The following is a 21,438-nucleotide window of genomic DNA, read 5'->3' as shown; positions in this document are numbered from 1 at the left end:
TATGGACAGGTCATTGCCTGCGCAAAATTTTGCCCAAAAGGGTCTTCAGGGCAAAAAATCATGTCATCTCAAGGGGCTGGATGGGGCGGATTTGAGTCGGCGAAAACTTGTCCACGGAGCCTGTGGATAACTATGTGGGTAAGCTTTGGGCTGTGGCTGTAACATGGCGGTAACCTTTGAGTCACAGGGCTTTGCACAATAAATAGGCAATTTCATCAACATATTGATAATAAAGCATTATTATTAAGTCAATGAACAAATCAGGAAAGATCATTAAGGACATGGAACGGCCATCAGAAGCCGCTTGACGGCTTTGGCGGGCTGTGCAAAAGCTCTATGAGATTCGTGGCCAAAGCCGATCTTTTGAGCTCTTATAAAGGGCGAATGCGCTCGATTTCCACGCCGACACTGGCGGCATCCGCCACGATGTCGAGTTTTTCCACCCGGATGCGTGCCGAAGACACCCGGGAATCGGCGAGCGCCATGCGGGCGATCTCTTCGGCCAGGGTTTCGGCCAGATGGATATGCCCCCCCGCAATGATGGCGCGGATGCCTTTGATCACCTCGTGATAGCACACCACATTTTCGATGCGATCTAGATGGTCGTCCCGATCCTCGACCCCCAGATCCACATTGACCCGAATGCGCTGGCGGGCGGTTTTTTCCTTCTCCCACACGCCAATTTGGGCTTCGATGATCAGATCACGGATGAATACATGGCGGATTTTGCGCCAGGCATTGGCGATATCGGGAGCAGGTCGCGCTGTGATGTCGTCGCTGCCGTCCATATCAGTCTCCTGTGCCTGCATCCACATCGGGGGTGCGCCATGCCAGATGCTGGCCACCATCCAGCGCAATCATCTGACCGGTGATCGAGGGCGTTTCAAGCAGAAAGCGCACGGTTTGCCCGAATTCCTCAAGCTTTGGGCCATGGCCAAGGGGGGTGGCGCTGGCTTCATTCTCGAAAATTTCGACATTCTGATGGATGCTGGGGAGCACCGGACCGGGGCCGATGGCATTCACCCTGATATGGGGGGCCAGCGCCTGCGCGGCGGTTTGGGTGAGGGTCCATAAAGCCGATTTCGATAGCGTATAGCTGGTGAAATGCGGATTGAGCTTCCACACCCTGTGATCGATGATATTGATGATCGATCCCGTGGCATCCTCCCCGCTTTGGTGGCTCAGATGCGCGGCCATAGCCTGTATCAGCACGAATGGCGCCCGCAGATTGATCTGCATATGCCGCGTCCATGTCTCGCGGGTGGTGCTGTCCAGATCATCTTTCAAAAAGATTGAGGCATTATTGATCAGGCCGCCGATCAGGCCAAAGCGTTCGATGGCGCGCGGCCATAAGCGTGCCAGATCATCTTCATCTTCCAGATTGGCACAAAGGGCGTGCGCCCGGCCCCCGGCGGCACGAATGGCATCAACAGTTTCATCGGCATCCTGTGCGGACCGGTGATAATGCACGGCGATGGGATAACCGGCTTTGCCCAGATCAAGGGCCATGGCCCGGCCGATGCGTTGGGCGGCTCCGGTGATCAGGATGGCTTTTTTAAGGGGATAGGGGTTCATGACGGCGGCCTTCAGGAAAGCTGGGCGGCGACATTCGCCATATGCATCCCATTATAGGCAATCCAGCCGATATAGGCGCCATAGAATAAAAGCAGGAACAGGCCCGCCACGCGCCCCACCGAACCGCGCCGCAGGGTAAAGGGGAAGACCGCAAGGCTCGCAGCCAGCATCACCCAAAGATCGACCTCGAAAAAGCTATCGGGCACGGGCACGCTGCCCACCATGACCGTGACGCCCATCACCCCCAAAAGATTAAAGATATTGCTGCCGATGACATTGCCCAAGGCCACATCGCAATGCCCACGGAAAGCCGCCATGATCGATGTGGCCAATTCAGGCAAGGAGGTGCCCAAAGCCACCAATGTGAGGCCGATGATGGCTTCGGAAACGCCCAAGCTTGTGGCAATGAACACCGAACCGCTCACCAGAAGATCAGCCCCGATCACAAGCCCGGCGCAGCCCCCGATAACGAACAGGAGCGATTTGAGCAATTTTTTGCGCGGATTGGCCGCATCATCGGTTTCAACCTCGGGAAGATCGAGAAATTCAGCCGCCACTGCGGGATTGCTGCGGGCGCGCAGGCCGGAATAAACCAGATAACCAGCCAGCCCCGCGAACAATATCAGGCCTTCATAGAAAACCAGAGCGCCGCCCGCCGACAGGGCAATGAATAAAATGGTCGCCCCCAGCATGATCGCCATATTCCGGTTCAGTCGCGGGGCGGAACAGGCCAGCGGTGCGATCAGCGCTGGCAGGCCCAGAACCAGAAGGCTGTTGGCGATATTGCTGCCCACCACATTGCCTAAGGCCAAGGTGGGGGCCCCGCGCAAAACGGCATCAATCCCAACGAAAAATTCCGGGGCGGACGTGCCAAAAGCCACGATGGTGAGGCCAATCAGCAAGGGCGGCAGGCCAAAAGTTTCGGCCAGCGCCACAGCACCTTTGACAAGATAATCACCGGCAATCACCAGAAGGCCAAGGCCGATGATTGCTTGAAGAAGGGCAAAAAGCATATGCGTTCTTTATATCCGGTTCAGATGACAGGAAAAATTGACAGGACAATTGTTCCTTCGCGATGATTGGTTCATATAGGGCTTGATAGGGCCGATTAAAAGCAGTGGCCAGCGTTAATTTCAGGCAGGGAGACAGACACGGATGGAGGCTGAGCTTTCACAGATCGCAACCATTGGAAGTGAAAGCGCCCTTCTCGATGCGCTGGTCTTTCTTCTGGCGGCCATTCTGGCGGCTTTGGGAGTTCAGCGATTAAGCTGGAGCCCGGTTGTGGGCTATATGATCGCTGGTATGCTGATCGGGCCGGGGGTTTTGGGGTTGGTCGAAGAAACCGATCAGATCCATTCCCTGGCCGAATTTGGCATTGTTTTTCTGATGTTTACCATTGGGTTGGAGCTTTCTCTCCAGCGCCTGCGAGCCATGCGCGGCTATATTTTCGGGCTGGGCGGGCTTCAGGTCTCGCTCAGTGCTTTGCTGATTGCTTTGGTGCTCATGGCCTTTGGGGTATCGTCTGAATCGGCAACCGTGGTGGGGCTGGCCCTTGGTTTATCCTCTACGGCTGTGGTCATGCGTTTGATGATCGATCAGGATGCGCTGGCCAGCAAGGTGGGGCGGCGGACATTTTCGGTGCTCTTGTTTCAGGATATTGCGGTGGTGCCGATCCTTTTGCTGGTCTCGGCCATGGCCAATGGGACACCGCGCATTTCCATGGCCGCTTTGTCGGCGGTGGGGGAAACCATCCTCGCCATCGGCGCGGTGATCCTGCTCGGGCGCTATGCCGCCCAGCCTTTTTTTCGGCTGGTGGCACGATCCCGCAGCGCTGAGCTTTTCACCGCCACCACCTTGCTGATCGTTCTGGGATCGGCTTTCCTGATGGAGCAGGTGGGCCTTTCGATGGAATTGGGGGCTTTTCTGGCCGGTATGCTGCTGGCTGAAACTGCCTATCGCTCGCAGGTCGAGCTTGATATTTCCCCTTATCGCAGCCTGCTTTTGGGATTGTTTTTCCTCACCGTGGGGATGGCCATCGATCCTATTCTGGTGCTGGAAAATCTGGGCTGGATTGCGGTTTTATTGTTCGGAATGCTGATTTTGAAGGCGGTGGTGGCGGCCCTTTTGGGGCGCTTGTTCAAGCTGCCCACCGGATCATCTTTGCGCTTTGGGCTGTTATTGTCGCAGGCCGGAGAATTTGCCTTCATCGTTTTTGCCGCCGCTTTGGCCTTGGGCCTGCTCGATGATCGCGCGGTTCAAATTCTGAGCGTGATGGTGGTTTTGTCAATTGCCCTTACCCCGGCTTTGGATTGGCTGGGGCGCTTGATCGAAGGCCGGATGCGCACCCATGCGCTGATCCATGATGCCCAATCCGCCAATCCGGAGAATCTGGAAGACACCGGGCATGAACTGGAAGGCCATGTGGTGATCGCCGGTTTTGGGCGGGTGGGCCAGATGCTGGCGCGGGTGCTGGCCAGCCAAAGGATCGCCTATGTGGCGCTGGATTTGAATGCCGATACCATCGAAAATGCCAATCGCGCGGGCCTGCCGGTTTTCTATGGCAATGCGGCCAGCCCGGAAACCCTGAAAGCCGCAGGGCTCCATAAGGCTTCAAGCCTCATCATCACCCTTGATAGTGCGGCATCCGCCGCCCGCACGGTGCGCACGGCCCGCCGGATGAACAGCGATATTCCGATCATTGCCCGATCCCGCGACCATCGCCATGGTCAGGAACTGGAAAAGCTGGGGGCCACCGCCTGTGTTCCGGAAACTTTGGAAGCCAGCCTGCAATTGGGGGCGCAGGTTTTGCGCAGCCTTGGCCTGCCCCATGGAACGGCGGATGATATTATTGATAGTTTGCGCAGCGAAGATTATGCCAATATTCGTGATCTTGAAGGCCGGGGCTGAAGGTTTCCAGGGCCGCGGCCGCCTTTGCACGATAGAAACAATAAAGTGGATAAAATCCATGCAGGAGGCTTATGTTTGCATTTCCCGTGCCTGAGATGATCAAAACCAATGATATTCATCTGGCTGTTTACCGCGCGGGGCCACCCCCTGAAAAAGCCCGGGCGGTGGTGCTTTTCCTGCATGGTTTTCCTGATCTGGCCTTTACTTGGCGGCATCAGTTCCCGGCATTGGCGCGGGCGGGCTATTGCGTGATCGCCCCCGATATGCGGGGCTATGGCCGATCCGATAAGCCCCGTGATCGCGCGGCTTATGGCATGGGGATGCTGGCCCGGGATATCACCGGCCTGCTCGATCATTATTGGGTGGAGCGGGCGATCATCATCGGCCATGATTGGGGGGCTTTGATCAACTGGTCCTTGCCTTTTTATTGCCCGGAGCGATTGCAGGCCATTGGCAATCTCAATGTGCCCTTTATCCCGCGCGGCTCGATTGCGCCTGTGGCCCTGTTTGCAAAGTCCTTTGGGCCGCAGATGTATATCGTGCAATTTCAGGATGAGGGGCTGTGCGAAGCGATTTTCGAGGACGATATCGAACGCACTATGCGCTTTTTCATGCGGCGGCCAAAGCCGCGCTCCGGCAAGGGCGGCGGGGCTTTTTCCACCCCGGATCTGGATCTGGTGCGCTGGCTTGAGGGGCCGATTGAAAAATGGCCGGGCGAAGATTTTCTGCCTCCACGCGAATTGGCGGTTTATACGGAAGCCTTTCGCGCTGGCGGGATGCTGGGGCCCTTGCATTATTACCGCAATATGGATGCGAACTGGGCGGATATGGAACGCTTTCAGCCCTTGGGGGGCAAGCCCTCCATCGATATTCCGGCCCTGATGATCACCGCCGATCTGGATGGCGTGTGCCCGGCCCATCTGGCCGATGGCAAGGAAGCATTTTTCACGAATTATCAGCGCATCGATATGCGCGGTTCGGGGCATTGGATGCAGCAGGAAAAACCACAGGAGGTGAATGACATCCTGCTCTCGTGGCTTGATGGAATCGTCTCGCGCAGGTCGCGCAGGCCTGCCGATCGCATCAGATGACGATCTGGTCTTTCCTTGAAGGCTTTGTGATCTCGATCGGTTTGGTGATGGCCATCGGCCCGCAAAATGCTTTTCTTTTGCGGCAAGCGGTCCATCGCCAGCATCCCATGGCGGTGGCCCTTACCTGTTTTCTCGCCGATGCGGTGCTGATTTCCCTCGGGGCATTGGGGGCGGGGGCCTTTTTCGCCTCGCACCCCCTGTTGCGCCAAAGTGCGACAGCCATGGGCATTTTGTTCATCAGCTTTTATGCCTTTCTGGCCTTCCGGGCGGCGGCCCGGCCATCCCCCGGTCTTGAGGATAAGACGGCATCGGGCAAGGCGAACATGGCTCGCCCCACAGCGCGTCGGGCCGCGCTGGTGGCACTGGCCCTCACGCTTTTCAATCCTCATGCTTATGTGGATACGCTGGTTTTGGTGGGGGGCTTGGCTTCGGCCCATGCGGCGGGGCTCGATCGCCTGTCTTTTACGGTGGGGGCCGTGCTGGGTTCGGCGGTCTGGTTTTTTGGTCTTGCGCAGATGGCAGGGCGCGCCGCGCCGTTTCTGTCGTCGCCCCGGGGCTTGCGGCGTCTCGATCTGGCCATCGGCATCATCATGACGCTCATCGCCCTTGCTTTGGCCTTTCGGGCCATCAAGGAAGTGACGGCCGATTTTTAGGAAAAATCGATAGGGGGCTTGCTCTTCATCGCCGGTCGCGCAATGATCTGCGCATGGTTTTACCCACAAATTCATGCCAGCGATGAGGCTTCATGACCTATCCCATTCATCTGAAAGTCAATGGCGCGCCGGTCTCGCTATCGGTGGAGCCCAATCGCCTTTTGGTCGATCTTTTGCGCCAGACCCTGGGGCTGACCGGCACCCATGTGGGCTGCGATACCAGCCAATGCGGGGCCTGTTTGGTGCAATTGGATGGACAGACGGTGAAATCCTGCACCCTATTGGCGGTGCAGGCCGATGGTTGCGATCTCACCACCATCGAGGGGCTGGCCACGGGCGATGATCTGCATCCCATGCAGGCCGCTTTTCATGAACATCATGGCCTGCAATGCGGCTTTTGCACCCCGGGGATGATCATGGCCGGGATTGATATTGCCAAACGCCATGAAGCCCCCGATGAAGCCACCATCCGCCATGAGCTTGAGGGTAATCTGTGCCGCTGTACCGGCTATCAGAATATCGTGAAGGCCATCGATGCGGGCGTGCGCAGCCTCAATCAGGCGAAAGCATGATGTACAGCTTTACGTATCAAAAACCCGATAGCGTCACCGCTGCCCGCTCCGCTTTCGAAGCGGCGGATGATGCAAGCTATCTGGCGGGCGGCATGACCATGATCCCCACCATGAAGCAGCGTCTTGCCATGCCCTCAGATCTTTTGGACCTTTCGGCGATCCCTGATCTGAAGCAGATCACCATGGCCGATGATCATCTTGTGCTGGGGGCGATGTGCAGCCATCATCAGGTGGCCATGGCGCCGCAGGTTTGGGGATCGATCCCGGCGCTGGCGGCTTTGGCCGGGGCGATTGGCGATCAGGCGGTGCGCTATCGTGGCACGATGGGCGGCTCGGTGGCCAATAATGATCCGGCCGCCGATTATCCGGGGGCGGTGCTCGCCCTTGATGCCACCATTATCACCGACCGGCGTGAGATTGCGGCGGATGATTTTTTCACCGGCATGTTTGAAACGGCCCTTGATGCGGGTGAATTGATCACGGCCATCAGGTTCAAAAAACCCCGGCGCGCGGCTTATATGAAATTTCATCATCCGGCATCGCGCTATGCCATTGCCGGGGTTTTCGTGGCGGAATTCAGAACCGGCGTGCGTTTGGCGGTCACCGGGGCGGGGCCGGTGGTGCATCGTCTTGATGATTTCGAGCAGGCCTTGCAAAAATCGTTTTCGCCCGAGGCATTGGAGCCGCTCAGGGTGGATGAGGCCGCGCTCAATCATGATCATCATGCCAGTGCCGCCTATCGCGCCCATCTGGTGAAGCTGATGGCCCAAAGGGCGGTGAAGGCCGCCGGGATCGCATCTTGAGCGGGGCAGATATTCAACCGGATCATCAGCAGCCGGATCATCATCAGCAGGCCGATCTCGATCATTTTCGCAGCCTGTTCAAAAGCCCGGCTTTCGCCCTTTTGGGGGGCGAGGTGCTGGCGCTGGATCGGGATGCGGGCACCAGCCTCATTGCCTTTTCCCCCAAGCCTGAATTCTGCAATCCATTCGGGCAGGTGCAGGGGGGCTTTGTGGCGGCGATGCTGGATAGCACATCGGGGATTGCGGCCATTGCCAAATCGGGTTTCACCTGTTTTGTGCCAACGCTGGAAATCAAGACCAGCTTCATCGCCCCGGTGCGTTTGGGGCGCCTGATCGGGCGGGGTCAGTGCCTGCATCTGGGGCGCAGCATCGGCTTTCTTGAAGGCTCGCTTTATGATGCAGATCATCGCCTGCTGGCCCGCGCCACGGTCACCTGCAAACCGGTTTTGATGGAAAAGGCGCTGTCCAGACAGACTGAAGCCTGAAAAAAGCGGCCTTTACCAGGGCACGAACAGGCCGCGCTTGATTGCCTCCACCACGGTTTGGGTTTTTGTATGGCTATCGAGCTTTCTGGCTGCGGTGGCCAGATGCGCTTTCACCGTATGCTCGGAAATCGACAGGATGATGCCGATTTCCTTGTTGGTCTTGCCCTTTGCCGTCCACAACAGGCATTCGCGTTCGCGCTCGGTAATATCGGGGCTATCGATGGGGCGGTCAGTCTCGATCACCGCTGATACCGCTTCATGAAGCCGTGTGGCCAGCTTTTTGATCTCGGCACTTTTTTCCCGCAGCCTTGCCTTCACGGATGGGCGATCATCGCCAAAGATCGAAAAGACCGAAAAATCAAAACCGCCCTGATGAAAGGGAATATTATAGCCCGAGGCGCAGCCAAAAGGCCGCGCTTCATCCATGATGCGGGCCTGTTTTTGGGTGAGCTGCGTTTTTTTGAGAATATCATCCCAAAAGAAGGCGGTATTTTTCGAATAGGACGCATAGGCAATGGGATCATAATAAAGATAGTTCGATTGATGATAATGCTCCATCCACGCGGCCGGGCGCTGATCGATGGCCACGCAAAGCCGCCCCTGGCAGGAGCGGATATAATAGGTGCCCCCAAAGCCATTCAGGCGAATGAAAGATTGGATGTCCAGGGTGATTGGCAGATGAGCGAAATCATCCCAATCATAGAAAGGCATTGTCAAAATAAATTACCGTTTTTTCATAAACATGACAAGAATACACGCATAAATTATGTATTTATAAAATGATGCACCCAAGAGGTGTTTTCTACGAGTGCAACCGTCATCATACAACCGCATTTATGCAGTTTTGGCTATCCATTCTTATATTTATGCCCATCATTTTTGCATGAATACAATTTTTTCACGGGAAAAAGCCCGCATTATCCACGCTTGATCCATTCTCATGCCTATGCGAAAGCTTTTTCATGTCAGATGCTTTTAAAGCCCTGCGTTTCATCAATCCGCGCCATGGCGTGGCGGTGCGGATGAGCCCCATGGTGCGGCGGCTCATTGCGCCCAATCAGGGGCCCTTCACCTATAGCGGCACGGGCACCTATCTGATTGGTGATGAACAATTGGCGGTAATCGATCCCGGCCCGGATGATCCCGACCATATCGATGCCATCCTCCATGCGGTGGGGGCGGCCCGGGTGAGCCATATCCTGATCACCCATACCCATCGCGATCACAGCCCCGGCGCGCGTTTATTGCAGGAACGGACCGGCGCGCCCTGCTATGGCTTGGGCCGCCATGGCACGGCGGCGCGGGATGATCTGCCTGCCGGTTTGGTGGGGGGTGCGGGCGAAGAAGGCGCTGATGTCGATTTCGTGCCCGATCATCATCTGGCTGATGGGGACGAGATCAGGGGCGGGGGGTGGACCTTGAAAGCCCTGTGGACCCCGGGGCACACATCCAATCATCTGTGCTTTGCCCTGATGGCGGAAAACGCTATTTTTACCGGCGATCATATCATGGGCTGGTCCACCAGTGTGATTTCGCCCCCCGATGGCGATATGGGCCGCTATATGCGCTCCTTGCACCTTATCAAGGATTGCAATGCCGCGATTTTATGGCCTACCCATGGCCCGCCGGTCCTGCAGCCGCGCGCGCATATATCGGGGCTGATCCAGCACCGGATTGATCGCGAAAAAGGGATCATCGGTTACGTGGAAAACAAGCCCTGCGGGGTGGAGGAGATCGTCGCAGGCCTTTATGCCGATCTTGATCCCCGGCTTTATCCGGCGGCCCAAAGATCGGTTCTGGCGCATTTGGTGGATCTGGCTGATCGCAAAATCATCAAATTTGAGGGATTATTTGACCAAAGCGGTCGCTTTTTTGTATGAACAAATGAGAGCGGTCTGGAAAGTCTGAGAGAGTGGGAAATCACCGCCTCCCCCCTGCAATTTTCCAATATTTTTCTTATATCAGGATAAAAGCCGGTGCCTGTGACAAATTTCAGCACCAAGCCAAATGGAATGAATTGCCATGGATGATGTCGTCTTTGATCCGTTTCAGCCCTCTCCACAGCCGCTGATCGATCCCTCGATCGATATCGAGGCGGAAATTGATCGCCTGCGCCATGAACGCAAGGCGGTGATTTTGGCTCATTATTATCAGGACCCGGCGATCCAGGATATTGCCGATTTCGTGGGCGATAGCCTTGATCTTTCGCGCCGGGCGGCGGCAACGCAGGCGGATGTGATCGCTTTTTGCGGGGTGCGATTCATGGCCGAGGTGGCGAAAATCCTGTCGCCCCAAAAAACCGTGGTGCTGCCGGATATGCGCGCCGGGTGCAGCCTTGAAGACAGCTGCCCGCCAGCCGAATTTGCGGCCTTCCGCCGGGCTCATCCCGATCATCTGGCGCTCACCTATATCAATTGCTCGGCGGCGGTGAAGGCGGAAACCGATATCATCGTCACCTCATCCAATGCCGAGGCGATCATTCGCCAGATCCCCCTTGAGCAGAAAATCCTGTTTGCCCCGGATCGCCATCTGGGGGCCTATCTGTCGCGCATCACGGGCCGGGATATGCTTTTATGGCCGGGGAGTTGCATCGTTCATGAACGCTTCAGCGAACAGGAATTGATCAAGCTGAAAGCCGCCCATCCCGATGCCCCGGTGGCGGCGCATCCTGAATGTCCGGCCCATATTCTTGATCTGGCCGATCAAGTGGGATCCACCAGCGCGATTTTGAAATTTGCCAGTGAAAGCCCGGCCCGCACGATCATCGTGGCCACCGAACCCCATATCATTCATCAGATGCAAAAAGCCCAGCCCGATAAGATTTTCATCGGCGCGCCGGGGGCGGATGGTAATTGCAATTGCAATATGTGCCCCTTCATGGCGATGAACAGTTTGGAAAAGCTTTATGTGGCCCTGCGCGATCTGCAGCCGCAAATCCAACTGCCCGAGGATGTGCGGCTGAAAGCCCTGAAGCCCTTGCAAAAGATGCTTGAGATGAGCCCCAAATCCGCTCCGGCCACGGATGTTTCAAATGTTGCTATAGCCGATGAAGATGGGCGGTTGCCGGCGTGAAGGTTCTGGAACCCGGCATGATGCGGCTGATGATGCGCGCGGCCCTGTTTTTGTGCGCGGGATTGCTGCTTTTATTGCTCGCCAGCAGCGGATGGCTGGGCCATGAGGGCTGGATTTTGCAATTGGCGCTGATGGGGGCGATTGCCATGAATGCCGCCGCCGCCTGGTATTTTCTGCGTTATTTTCTCAGTGCCGTTCAAGATATCTGGCGTAAATAGGCGGCAGGCATCCCGCAGTTTCATGGCGCTCACTGCTCTTTGATCGTCGCTTTTCCCACATCATCAAATCTTGCATGGGCGATCAGGGCGCAATCCCCTAGGATGACCTTCTTTGTTGGATGATGAGGTGCGTGATGCCATCTGGTTTCGTTGTGGATGCTTTGCTGTTTCTGGCGGCCCTGTTCATTTTCACGGTCGGCCTTGGGGCTATGGCTGTGGTGATTTTATATATCATCGATCGCACCCAAACCAGCCATGCCATCCGGCGAAATTATCCGGTTATTGGGCGGATGCGCTATGTGATGGAGCATATGGGCATTTTCCTGCGGCAATATTTCTTTGCCATGGATCGCGAAGAAATGCCCTTTAACCGATCCCAGCGCACCTATGTGTATCAGGCGGCAAAAAACGAGGATACCACCAGCGCCTTTGGCTCGACCCGGGATATCCACACAGTGGGTTCGGTTTTGTTTGTGAATTGCCCCTTTCCCACATTGGAAAGCGATGCGGCAGAAACCTCGGCTGAAACCATCGGCGCCGGAATGTGCCGGCATCCCTATACCACCTCCAGCCTGTTCAATGTTTCGGCCATGAGCTATGGCGCCATTTCAAAACCGGCGGTAAAGGCCCTGTCGGCGGGATGCGGCATGGCCGGGGCGTGGCTCAATACTGGCGAGGGGGGCTTGTCGCCTTATCATGAGGGGGGCGGGGCGGATATCGTCTTTCAACTGGGCACCGCCAAATATGGGGCCCGCACCCCTGATGGCGCGCTGAGCGAGGAGAAATTGCGCGAATTGGGCGCGCATGAGCAGATTAAGATGATCGAATTAAAGCTGAGCCAGGGTGCCAAGCCGGGCAAGGGCGGCATTCTGCCGGGTGGCAAGGTGACAGAAGAAATCGCCCGGATTCGCGGGATTCCGGTGGGCGAAGATTCAATCAGCCCCAATCGCCATCCCGATATCGATAATGCCGATCAGTTGCTCGATCTGATCAATCGGATGCGCGATATCACCGGCAAGCCCGTGGGCTTTAAATGCGTGGTGGGCGCTTATGGATGGTTTGATGATCTGTTTGAAGCCATCCATCGCCGGGGCCTGCAATCCGCACCCGATTTCATCACCATCGATTCCTGCGAGGGCGGTACCGGAGCGGCACCGATGAGCCTGATGGATTATGTGGGCTTGCCCATTCAGGAAAGCCTGCCGATGGTGGTGGATATGGTCAATGGCTATCAATTGCGGGATCGGATCAAGATCATCGCTTCCGGCAAGCTGATCAATCCCGCCGATGTGGCCTGGGCTTTATGCATGGGGGCGGATTATGTGGTTTCGGCCCGGGGCTTCATGTTTGCGCTGGGCTGTATTCAGGCCATGCAGTGCAATAAAAATACCTGCCCCACCGGCATCGCGACCCACGATAAACGCCTGCAACGCGGCCTTGATGTTGAGGACAAATCCCAAAGGGTGGCAAATTATATTCGCAATATGCACAAGGAAGTGGGGATCATCGCCCATAGCTGCGGGGTGCCTGAGCCGCGCCGCCTGAAGCGGATGCATGCGCGGATCGTGATGCAGAATGGCCGCTCTTTGCCTTTGAACGAGATTTATCCCGATGTTTTGCCCGGAGCGACGCGACCCAACCATTAAGGGCGACGCGACCGAACCATTGAGTGCGACTGAGACCATGGATATCAACTTGGCTTCGGCGCGGGTGAGAGTGACGCAGACGCGGTGCGGCAACTCCGGCGCCTGGGTTTTTGCCGTCGCCTGCGTTGGTCTGCTGCTTGCCGGATGCAGCACACCGAACGCCGATCTGCGCTCCATCGCGAGTGCCGCGACAAAAGCTCCTGTCAGTGACGCAGACTTGCGGGACTATGTCCGCGTGCATGGCTTCATGCTGAGGCTCGAAACGGTTTTCCTGAGCCACTGCCCGCCCCCTTTACAAGGCTATGCCATGAATGTGGTGACGCGAGACGCAGACCCAGCATCAATGAAGAAGAGCATTCCCCTTGCGGTACGCGCCTCGTCTGACGCGCTCACCCTTCCGGATAGCTGGGGAGGAGAGGCCGCCGCTGCTGCCGCGGACGCTGATGACGCAAGCGCCCGCTTCCTTCTTGGTCCAGCCTATCGGGGATTTTCGGCCCTCCCGAAGGCGCCATCAACTGGCAGCTTGCTTTTGCCTGCGTGCCTTTACGCGCTGTCGATCGGCGACACGCGCGGACCGGCAGCGAGCGAGAATGACGGCCAGTTTTTCTTCAGCCGTGCCTTGTTCAATACGCCGGAGATAGAGCCTGCCCTTCCGTTTACCGTAGCCCACGAGGCAGCTCATCTTCTCCTCCGTCACGACCAAAAAAGCCGCGAACGTTTTCACAATGTTGAGGTTTTCCTGCCGGTCACCTTGACCAACATCTTCGGATCGTTATTCGACTTCATTCTTGCGCCTTTTGGGGTCACCGCAATCGGAACATGGCGCGACGTGACCATTGCCCATGCACTTAATCTTGACCGCGTTGAAACAGAGGCGGATGCCGTGGGCTATTGTTTGGCGCGCGCGGCAGGGTTCGATTTGACCGGGCTCGCCCCGGCGCTGCGCGCCGTTGGCAGTCTTTTCCCAAAGATCGCCGCCGGTGATGCGGCCCATGCCGAGCTTGAGGCACGCATAGCCGTTTTGCCTTATACCAAAGAGGCCTGTAACGCCGCCATGGCGCTTCTTGCCAAGAGCAACGTGACCAAACCACTAAGAGCGACGCGACCTAACCATTGATCGTTCAATCGGATTTGCGCTAGCGCCAGCCCGCCTGATCAAACAAACGCTGGGCGGTGGGCTGGTTGATTCCCAATTGCCCCACATTCAGATCATCAACCTTGAAATCGCCCAAGGTTTTCAGGGCGTCATTATTGATCGCCACATCGGTCACCGGATATTCATTATTGCCTGCCGCGAAATAAATCTGGGCGCTATCGCTGGCCAGATACTCGAGAAAGGCAATGGCTTCTTTTTGATGGGGGGCATATTTCAAAACCCCGGCTCCCGAGATATTGACATGGGTACCCCGGCCGTCCTGATTGGGAAAAATGGGCACCAATTGGGCGACGACTTCGCGATCGGCTTGATCTTCTGACAGCATCAGGCGGGCGAAATAATAGCTGTTGGCCACCGCTATGGCGCATTCCCCGGCGGCTGCGGCGCGTAATTGATCGGTATCGCCACCTTGGGGCGGCCGGGCGAAATTCGCCACCACGCCTTTTGCCCAGGCCAAAGCATCCGCCTCACCATGATGGGCGATCATCGAGGCCATCAGCGATAGATTATAGATATTGGAGGATGAGCGGATGCAGATCTGCCCTTTCCAGCGCGGATCGGCCAGATCTTCATAGCCTGTGATCAAGGCGGGATCAGCCAGATCGCGATTGACGAAAATCATCCGCGCCCGGGATGAAAAGCCAAACCACAAGCCATCGGGGTGACGCAGATGCGCGGGAATTTTCGCCGTCAGCTCATCGGATGCGATGGGCTGAAACAGGCCTGCGTCTTCGGCTCGCCACAGGCGCCCGGCATCCACAGTGAGCAGAATATCGGCGGGGCTGTTCCGCCCTTCCTGTTTCAGCCGGGCGATCAGGGCATCGCCTTCGCCTTCCAGCCGATTGATGCGGATGCCCGTGGCTTTTTCAAAATCTTCATAAAGCCGCTCATCAGTTTGATAATGACGCGAGGAATAGATATTCACCTCTTGCGCGGCCAGATCGGGGATCAGAAAAGGCAGGATCATCAAGCCCATCACGGCGGCGAGCCGGTTTGACCCATTTTGGAAAAAGCTGCGCATGATCGTCTCCTGACCAGTGAAAATAAGAATTATTATTATCTAATAAGGGATGGCGGCGGCGCATTCAAGAGCTGTTTGCGCGGCATCGGCGCATGGCCGGGCCGGGAGCGGCTGATCAATCGGGTGAGAATGATCACCGGCAAAAGCCCGACCAAAACGATGGTCAGCGCCGGTGTTGCCGCTTCGGCCAGGCGCTCATCGGCAGCCAGATTATGGGCCTGCACGGCCAGTGTATCGAAATTGAACGGGCGCATGATCAAGGTGGCGGGCAATTCCTTCATCACCTCGACAAAAACCAGCAATCCGGCCGTGAGCAAGGGGGCCTTGAGCAAGGGCATATGCACCCTGCGCAAAGCTTCGAACCGGCCCACCCCAAGGCTTGCGGCGGCGGCATCCATCGAAGGGGTGATTTTCAACAGCCCGGCCCAGGTGGTTTGCTGGGCCAAAGCCAAAAACCGCACCAGATAGGCAAAAATCAGGGCCGCAATCGATCCGGTGAGCAACAGGCCGGTGGAATAATCGAAGCTACTGCGGAAAAATGCATCCACCTTATTATCGAACCACGCAAAGGGGATCAAAACCCCCACGGCGATGATCGAGCCGGGAATGGCATAGCCAATACCGGCAATTGCGCTGGTTGTGCGGCTAAGGGGGGTGCTATCGGTGCGCCGGGCATAGGAAATCAGTAAAGCCAGCATCACAGCGAGCAGGGCGGTGATCAGGGCAAGGCTGATGCTTTTTTCCGCAAGGTCCAGATAGCGATGGCCAAATTGCGCATCGCCGCCCGCATAAGCCAAATGCAAAAGGATCAGAACCGGCAGCAGGAATCCGGCAAAAAAAGGCAGGGCGCATAAAAAGGCGGCCAGCCATCCGCGCAGCCCGGTCAATCGCTGAATATTGAGCGAACGCATTTTCTGGCTGGTTTGGTAATAGCGCGCCCCGCGTCGGCTGGTTTTTTCAAGGAAAAGCAATAAAACCACGAAGCCGAGGAGCAAACTGGCCAATTGCGCCGCCACAACCCGATCCCCAAAAGAAAACCAGGCGCGATAAATGCCCGTGGTAAAGCTTTGCACACCAAAATAGGAGACCGCCCCGAAATCGGCCAGTGTTTCCATCAGGGCCAAAGCCACCCCCGCCGCCAAAGCCGGGCGGGCCAAAGGCAGGGCCACCCGGTGAAAAGCCGCCCATGGGGTGCAGCCAAGGGTGCGGCTGGCTTCCACCACACATTCCGATTGCTGCAAAAAGGCCGCCCGCCCTGCCAGATACACATAAGGATAAAGCGCAAGGATGAAAACCGTGATCGCACCACCAAGGGAGCGGATTTGGGGGAACCAGTAATCGCGCGGCCCCAAGCCGGTGAGATCACGCAGCAGGCTTTGCACCGGGCCCGAGACCTGCAAAAAATCGGTATAGGCATAGGCCAGCACATAAGCCGGTGCGGCCAAAGGCAGGATCATCGCCCATTCAAAAAAGCGCCGACCGGGAAATTCATAGATGGTTACAAGCCATGCCGCCCCGGTGCCGATCAAAAAGGTACCAAAGCCCACCATGAGCACCAAAATCAGCGAGTTCATCACATAGCGCGGCAAAACCGTCTCGCTCAGATAAGACCAGCTTTCCCCGCCGGGCAAAAACAGATGCCCCACCACCACCGCCACCGGCAAACCGATCAGCAGCAGCACGCCTGTCAGCAAAAACAGATTGAGGCTGAAAAAGCGCGACACGGCAATCATCCCTTCAAGGGCGCGTGGATCTGACGACGGATTAAAAGCAATCCATAGCCGATGCCTTTGCCCGCGCCCAAGAGGAAAATGCGAACCATGTGCAAGATCGATTGATTTTGGGCGGCGGAATCATTTTTTTGAAATCATGGAAAATCAGGTTATGGTTTTTTGGAAAGAAACAGATATCGAGCCGGATCATGGGGGAAAAGCAAATGCATAGCAGGGATTTATCCCTCTCAGACAGCCGCATCAATCACTATTGGGCGGCGAATATTTCCCTTTTGGCAAAGCTGATGGCGATCTGGTTTATCGCATCCTTTGGCGCGGGGATTGTGTTTGTCGAACCCCTTAATCACATTCAATTTTTTGGTTTCAAGCTTGGTTTCTGGTTTTCCCAGCAAGGGGCAATTTATGTGTTTCTGGGGCTTGTGCTTTATTATGTGCGGCGGATGAACAGGCTGGAACGGCAGTTTTCTCATCCTGAAAAATCTCGTCCGGCAGAATCTGGCCCGGCAGAATCTGGCCCGGCAGAATCTGGCCCGGCAGAATCTGGCCCGGCAGAATCTGGCCCGGCAGAATCTGGCCCGGCAGAATCTGGCCCGGCAGAATCTGGCCCGGCAGAATCTGGCCCGAATGTAAGGGGATCACATTAAAGCTTATGGAAACGCAAACCCTGATCATCATCACCGTTAGCCTCAGCTTTGCCCTTTATATCGGCATTGCCATCTGGAGCCGGGCGGGAAGCACCAAAGATTTTTATGTGGCGGGTGGCGGCGTTCATCCGGTGGTCAATGGCATGGCCACGGCTGCCGATTGGATGAGCGCGGCCTCTTTCATCTCGATGGCCGGGATCATTGCCTTTGCGGGCTATGATGGCTCGGTTTATCTGATGGGATGGACCGGCGGCTATGTTTTGCTGGCCCTGCTTCTTGCCCCTTATCTGCGAAAATTCGGTCAGTTCACCGTGCCCGATTTTGTGGGCACCCGCTATTATTCCCGCACGGCGCGGGTGGTGGCGGTGATCTGCTTGATCTTTATTTCCTTTACCTATGTGGCCGGGCAGATGCGCGGGGTAGGCGTGGTTTTCTCGCGCTTTCTGGAAGTGGATATCACCTATGGCGTGCTGATCGGCATGGGCGTGGTTTTTTTCTATGCGGTGATGGGCGGCATGAAAGGGGTGACCTATACCCAGGTTGCGCAATATTGCGTGCTGATTTTTGCCTATCTGGTGCCCGCCATTTTCATGTCGATCCTGATCAGCGGCCAGCCGGTGCCACAAATCGGGCTGGGGGCCCAGATGGCCGATGGATCGGGGCTATGGGTTTTACAAAAGCTGGATCAAACCCTGGTTGATCTGGGTTTTGCGCCCTATACCAGCGGCAGCAAATCGATGATCGATATGATGGCCATCACCGCCGCGCTGATGGTGGGAACGGCGGGGTTGCCCCATGTGATCGTGCGGTTTTTCACCGTGCCCAAGGCATCGGATGCCCGGCTTTCTGCGGGCTGGGCGCTGTTTTTTATCGCCCTGCTTTATACCACGGCGCCTGCGGTGGGGGCCTTTGCCCGGATCAATTTCATCGATCAGGTGAATGAGCAGCCCTATGAAAAGGCCCCCTTCTGGCTTGGGAATTGGGAAAATATGGGGCTGATTGCATGGCATGATAAAAATGAGGATGGGATCATCCAATATCGGGCTGGCGAGGCTTTTGAGGGCGCGCCCCTTTATAAAGATGACCAGCGCGGCCAATGGGGGGAGCGGCTGACCGCCAATCCATCCGATAGCCCCAATGAAATCTATGTGGATCGCGATATCATGGTGCTGGCGAACCCCGAAATAGCCCAGCTTCCACCCTGGGTGATCGCCCTTGTGGCGGCGGGCGGATTGGCGGCGGCTTTATCCACCGCAGCCGGGCTTTTATTGGTGATTTCATCGGCGGTGAGCCATGATCTGATGAAAAAGACATTCCTGCCGGATATGACCGACAGGCAGGAACTGATGTTTGCCCGGCTTTCGGCGGCTACGGCCATATTGGTGGCGGGTTATCTGGGGATCAATCCGCCGGGATTTGTGGCCGAAGTTGTGGCCTTTGCCTTTGGCTTGGCGGCGGCATCCCTGTTTCCGGTGATTTTCATGGGCATTTTCACCAAGCGGATGAACCGCGAGGGGGCGATTGCCGGCATGATCAGCGGCCTTCTTTTCACCTTTGGCTATATCCTGTTTTTCAAATTCGTGATGCCGGAATGGAACAGCGCCGCCCACTGGCTTTTCGGCATCTCCCCCGAAGGCATCGGGATCATCGGGATGCTGGTGAATTTTGCCATGGCCATAAGCGTTAGCCATTTCACCGCCCCGCCCCCCGCCGAGATCAATGATCTGGTGAATGATATCCGCCTGCCCAGCGGCTATGCCGGGGCCCATGCCATGCGCCATCCTGCCGATGAAAGCTCATAAAATTCCCATGTGCTCAGCGGATCTGGCGGCCTTCGATCAGGCTATCCACCACCGAAGGATCGGCAAGGGTGGAGGTATCACCCAGATTTGAAAAATCATTCTCCGCGATTTTGCGCAAAATACGCCGCATGATCTTGCCGGATCGGGTTTTCGGCAGGGATGGGGTGAAATGAATATGATCGGGGGTGGCGATGGGGCCAATATCCTTACGCACCCATTGGCGCAATTCCCTGGCCAGATCTTCCGTGGGCTCCAGTCCGGCATTCAGGGTCACATAGCAATAAATGCCCTGGCCTTTCACATCATGGGGAAAGCCCACCACTGCCGCTTCCGCAACCAGATGATGGGCGACTAGGGCGCTTTCCACCTCGGCGGTGCCCATGCGATGGCCTGAAACATTGATCACATCATCAACCCGGCCGGTGATCCAATAATAGCCATCCGCATCGCGTTTGCAGCCATCGCCGGTGAAATAGGTGCCGGGATAGGCGCTGAAATAGGTTTGGATGAAGCGTTCATGATCGCCATAAAGCGTCCGCGCCTGCCCCGGCCAGCTATCGGTGATCACCAGATTACCGGCCCCCGCGCCTTCGATGATCTGGCCCTCGGCATCCACAAGGGCGGGTTTCACCCCGAAAAAGGGCCGGGTGGCCGAGCCGGGTTTCAGATCCGTGGCGCCGGGCAGGGGGGTGATCATCATGCCGCCGGTTTCGGTTTGCCACCATGTATCCACAATCGGGCACCGGCCTTTGCCCACCACGCGATGATACCACAGCCAGGCTTCAGGATTGATCGGCTCGCCCACCGATCCCAAAATCCGCAGCGAGGATAGATCATGGCGCTCCACCGGGGCATCGCCTTCGCGCATCAGGGCGCGCAGGGCGGTGGGGGCGGTGTAGAAGATATTCACCTTGTGCTTGTTGATGATCTGCCAGAAACGATCCACATCGGGCCAGGTGGGCACGCCTTCAAACATCAGGCTGGTGGCGCCATTGGCCAGCGGTCCATAGATGATATAGCTGTGGCCGGTGACCCAGCCCACATCGGCGGCGCACCAGTAAATCTCGCCCGGCTGATAATCAAACACATAATCATGGGTGATCGAAGCCCATAAAAGATAGCCGCCGGTGGTGTGCAGCACACCTTTCGGCTTACCGGTGGAGCCGGATGTGTAAAGGATGAACAGGGGATCTTCGGCGTTCATCACTACCGGTTCGCACCGGCTGTCCACCTTCAGCGCCGCTTCATGATACCAATAATCGCGGCCATCCACCCATGAAACCGTGGCCCCGGTATGGCGCACCGCTAAAACCGCTTTCAGCCCGGGACAGGAGCGGGCGGCCTCATCGAGATTGTTCTTCAAAGGAATGGATTTTCCGGCGCGCACGCCTTCATCGGCGGTGATCGCCCATTGGCTATCGCAATCCTTGATCCGATTGGCCAAAGCTTCTGCAGAAAAACCCGCAAAAACAACGGAATGAACAGCCCCGATACGGGCACAGGCGAGCATGGCATAGGCCGTTTCGGGGATCATCGGCATATAGATGGTGACCCGATCCCCTTTTTTGACGCCCATATTTTTCAAGACATTGGCAAAGCGGCAGACATGATCATGAAGCTGGCCATAGGTGATGGCATGGTGATAGGCGGGATTATCGCCTTCCCAGATCAGGGCAATATCATTGGCTTTTTCGGGCAGATGGCGATCGATGCAATTGACGCTGGCATTGAGGGTGCCATCCTCGAACCATTTGATCGAGACATCACCATCAAAGCAGGTGTTTTTCACTTGGGTATAGGGGGTTTCCCATTGCAGGCGTTGCCCCTGTTCACGCCAAAAGCCATCAGGATCATCGATAGAGGCACGATAAAGCCTTTGATAATCATCCGCATTGCACCGGGCGGATTGCGCCAATGTTTGAGGCACCGGAAAGCGTGTTTGATCCTGCTCGGTTTTTTCTTGTGTCATGACATGCTCCTGCTACCCAAAAATGGAACCTGATCCAGTTTTTATGCCCAAAGGCTTTATCTGCCCTTGATGGCATAGACGAGGCCGGGGC

General features: G+C 56.6%; 19 protein-coding genes and 1 pseudogene. 13 read left to right on the top strand and 7 right to left on the bottom strand.

The window, feature by feature from the left end:
- Window positions 1–371: 371 nt before the first annotated feature.
- From AQ1_RS07315 to AQ1_RS07305, 3 genes are read right to left on the bottom strand one after another with little or no spacing between them, the layout of a single operon-like run.
- Window positions 372–788, bottom strand: a complete 417-nt coding sequence (locus tag AQ1_RS07315) for a dihydroneopterin aldolase (RefSeq protein WP_042085882.1) — start codon at window positions 786–788, stop codon at window positions 372–374.
- A 1-nt stretch (window position 789) separates the two neighbouring features.
- Complete coding sequence (locus tag AQ1_RS07310) at window positions 790–1,575, bottom strand: SDR family oxidoreductase (RefSeq protein WP_042085881.1); 786 nt, start codon at window positions 1,573–1,575, stop codon at window positions 790–792.
- 11 nt (window positions 1,576–1,586) lie between these two features.
- A complete protein-coding gene (locus tag AQ1_RS07305) occupies window positions 1,587–2,588 on the bottom strand; it encodes a calcium/sodium antiporter (RefSeq protein WP_042085880.1) in 1,002 nt (333 codons plus the stop codon).
- 142 nt (window positions 2,589–2,730) lie between these two features.
- On the opposite strand from AQ1_RS07305, the gene AQ1_RS07300 reads away from it, so the two are divergent.
- The 6 genes from AQ1_RS07300 to AQ1_RS07275 all read left to right on the top strand — a co-directional run bounded on the left by AQ1_RS07300 (window position 2,731) and on the right by AQ1_RS07275 (window position 8,086).
- The gene (locus AQ1_RS07300) at window positions 2,731–4,482 is read left to right on the top strand and encodes a monovalent cation:proton antiporter-2 (CPA2) family protein (RefSeq protein ID WP_042085878.1); all 1,752 of its coding nucleotides are present in this window, start codon (window positions 2,731–2,733) and stop codon (window positions 4,480–4,482) included.
- Between the two features lie 71 nt (window positions 4,483–4,553).
- A complete protein-coding gene (locus AQ1_RS07295; protein ID WP_042085876.1) occupies window positions 4,554–5,573 on the top strand; it encodes an alpha/beta fold hydrolase in 1,020 nt (339 codons plus the stop codon).
- A complete protein-coding gene (locus AQ1_RS07290) occupies window positions 5,570–6,226 on the top strand; it encodes a LysE/ArgO family amino acid transporter (RefSeq protein WP_042085874.1) in 657 nt (218 codons plus the stop codon). Before AQ1_RS07295 ends, AQ1_RS07290 begins: the two co-directional genes overlap by 4 nt.
- 92 nt (window positions 6,227–6,318) lie before the next feature.
- Window positions 6,319–6,798: a (2Fe-2S)-binding protein gene (locus AQ1_RS07285; RefSeq protein ID WP_042085872.1), complete on the top strand. Its 480-nt coding sequence runs from the start codon at window positions 6,319–6,321 to the stop codon at window positions 6,796–6,798.
- Window positions 6,798–7,601, top strand: coding sequence for an FAD binding domain-containing protein (locus tag AQ1_RS07280; RefSeq protein ID WP_042085870.1), 804 nt, complete (start codon window positions 6,798–6,800; stop codon window positions 7,599–7,601). The genes AQ1_RS07285 and AQ1_RS07280 overlap by 1 nt, the downstream gene beginning before the upstream one ends.
- Window positions 7,598–8,086, top strand: coding sequence for a PaaI family thioesterase (locus tag AQ1_RS07275; RefSeq protein ID WP_313979988.1), 489 nt, complete (start codon window positions 7,598–7,600; stop codon window positions 8,084–8,086). Before AQ1_RS07280 ends, AQ1_RS07275 begins: the two co-directional genes overlap by 4 nt.
- A 12-nt stretch (window positions 8,087–8,098) precedes the next feature.
- Here AQ1_RS07275 and AQ1_RS07270 read toward each other — a convergent pair whose 3' ends face one another.
- Window positions 8,099–8,797, bottom strand: a complete 699-nt coding sequence (locus tag AQ1_RS07270; protein ID WP_042085868.1) for a helix-turn-helix transcriptional regulator — start codon at window positions 8,795–8,797, stop codon at window positions 8,099–8,101.
- Between the two features lie 251 nt (window positions 8,798–9,048).
- Between AQ1_RS07270 and AQ1_RS07265 the strand changes: the two genes are divergently transcribed.
- From AQ1_RS07265 to AQ1_RS07245, 5 genes are all read left to right on the top strand, one after another.
- Window positions 9,049–9,966: an MBL fold metallo-hydrolase gene (locus tag AQ1_RS07265; RefSeq protein ID WP_042085866.1), complete on the top strand. Its 918-nt coding sequence runs from the start codon at window positions 9,049–9,051 to the stop codon at window positions 9,964–9,966.
- 142 nt (window positions 9,967–10,108) lie between these two features.
- Entirely contained in the window at window positions 10,109–11,158 is a 1,050-nt protein-coding gene (gene nadA / locus AQ1_RS07260; protein ID WP_042085865.1) for a quinolinate synthase NadA, read from the top strand.
- Between the two features lie 17 nt (window positions 11,159–11,175).
- Entirely contained in the window at window positions 11,176–11,376 is a 201-nt protein-coding gene (locus tag AQ1_RS07255; RefSeq protein ID WP_152550402.1) for a hypothetical protein, read from the top strand.
- Between the two features lie 134 nt (window positions 11,377–11,510).
- Entirely contained in the window at window positions 11,511–13,022 is a 1,512-nt protein-coding gene (locus AQ1_RS07250; RefSeq protein ID WP_042085861.1) for an FMN-binding glutamate synthase family protein, read from the top strand.
- 37 nt (window positions 13,023–13,059) lie between these two features.
- Window positions 13,060–14,139 (top strand): M48 family metalloprotease, encoded by a 1,080-nt coding sequence (locus tag AQ1_RS07245; RefSeq protein WP_152550401.1) that lies wholly within the window; start codon window positions 13,060–13,062, stop codon window positions 14,137–14,139.
- A 19-nt stretch (window positions 14,140–14,158) separates the two neighbouring features.
- Here AQ1_RS07245 and AQ1_RS07240 read toward each other — a convergent pair whose 3' ends face one another.
- Window positions 14,159–15,199 (bottom strand): Fe(3+) ABC transporter substrate-binding protein, encoded by a 1,041-nt coding sequence (locus AQ1_RS07240; RefSeq protein ID WP_052371086.1) that lies wholly within the window; start codon window positions 15,197–15,199, stop codon window positions 14,159–14,161.
- A gap of 35 nt (window positions 15,200–15,234) precedes the next feature.
- Complete coding sequence (locus tag AQ1_RS07235; protein ID WP_042085858.1) at window positions 15,235–16,932, bottom strand: ABC transporter permease; 1,698 nt, start codon at window positions 16,930–16,932, stop codon at window positions 15,235–15,237.
- Window positions 16,933–17,135: 203 nt separating this feature from the next.
- Here AQ1_RS07235 and AQ1_RS15120 point away from each other — a divergent pair.
- Together AQ1_RS15120 and AQ1_RS07225 are read left to right on the top strand one after the other, a co-directional pair.
- A pseudogene (locus AQ1_RS15120) lies at window positions 17,136–17,408 on the top strand (DUF4212 domain-containing protein); the annotation flags it as partial.
- A 173-nt stretch (window positions 17,409–17,581) separates the two neighbouring features.
- Window positions 17,582–19,378 (top strand): sodium:solute symporter family protein, encoded by a 1,797-nt coding sequence (locus tag AQ1_RS07225; protein WP_042085856.1) that lies wholly within the window; start codon window positions 17,582–17,584, stop codon window positions 19,376–19,378.
- A 13-nt stretch (window positions 19,379–19,391) separates the two neighbouring features.
- On the opposite strand, the gene acs is transcribed toward AQ1_RS07225, so the two are convergent.
- A complete protein-coding gene (gene acs, locus AQ1_RS07220; protein ID WP_042085854.1) occupies window positions 19,392–21,347 on the bottom strand; it encodes an acetate--CoA ligase in 1,956 nt (651 codons plus the stop codon).
- Between the last annotated feature and the right edge of the window lie 91 nt (window positions 21,348–21,438).

The sequence above is a fragment of the Iodidimonas nitroreducens genome, assembly GCA_000710935.1.
In the GTDB taxonomy this organism is placed as follows: Bacteria; Pseudomonadota; Alphaproteobacteria; order Sphingomonadales; family Rhodothalassiaceae; genus Iodidimonas; species Iodidimonas nitroreducens.
The sequence above is the reverse complement of the archived record's forward strand: the minus strand, read 5'-3'. Positions and strand labels throughout refer to the sequence as shown.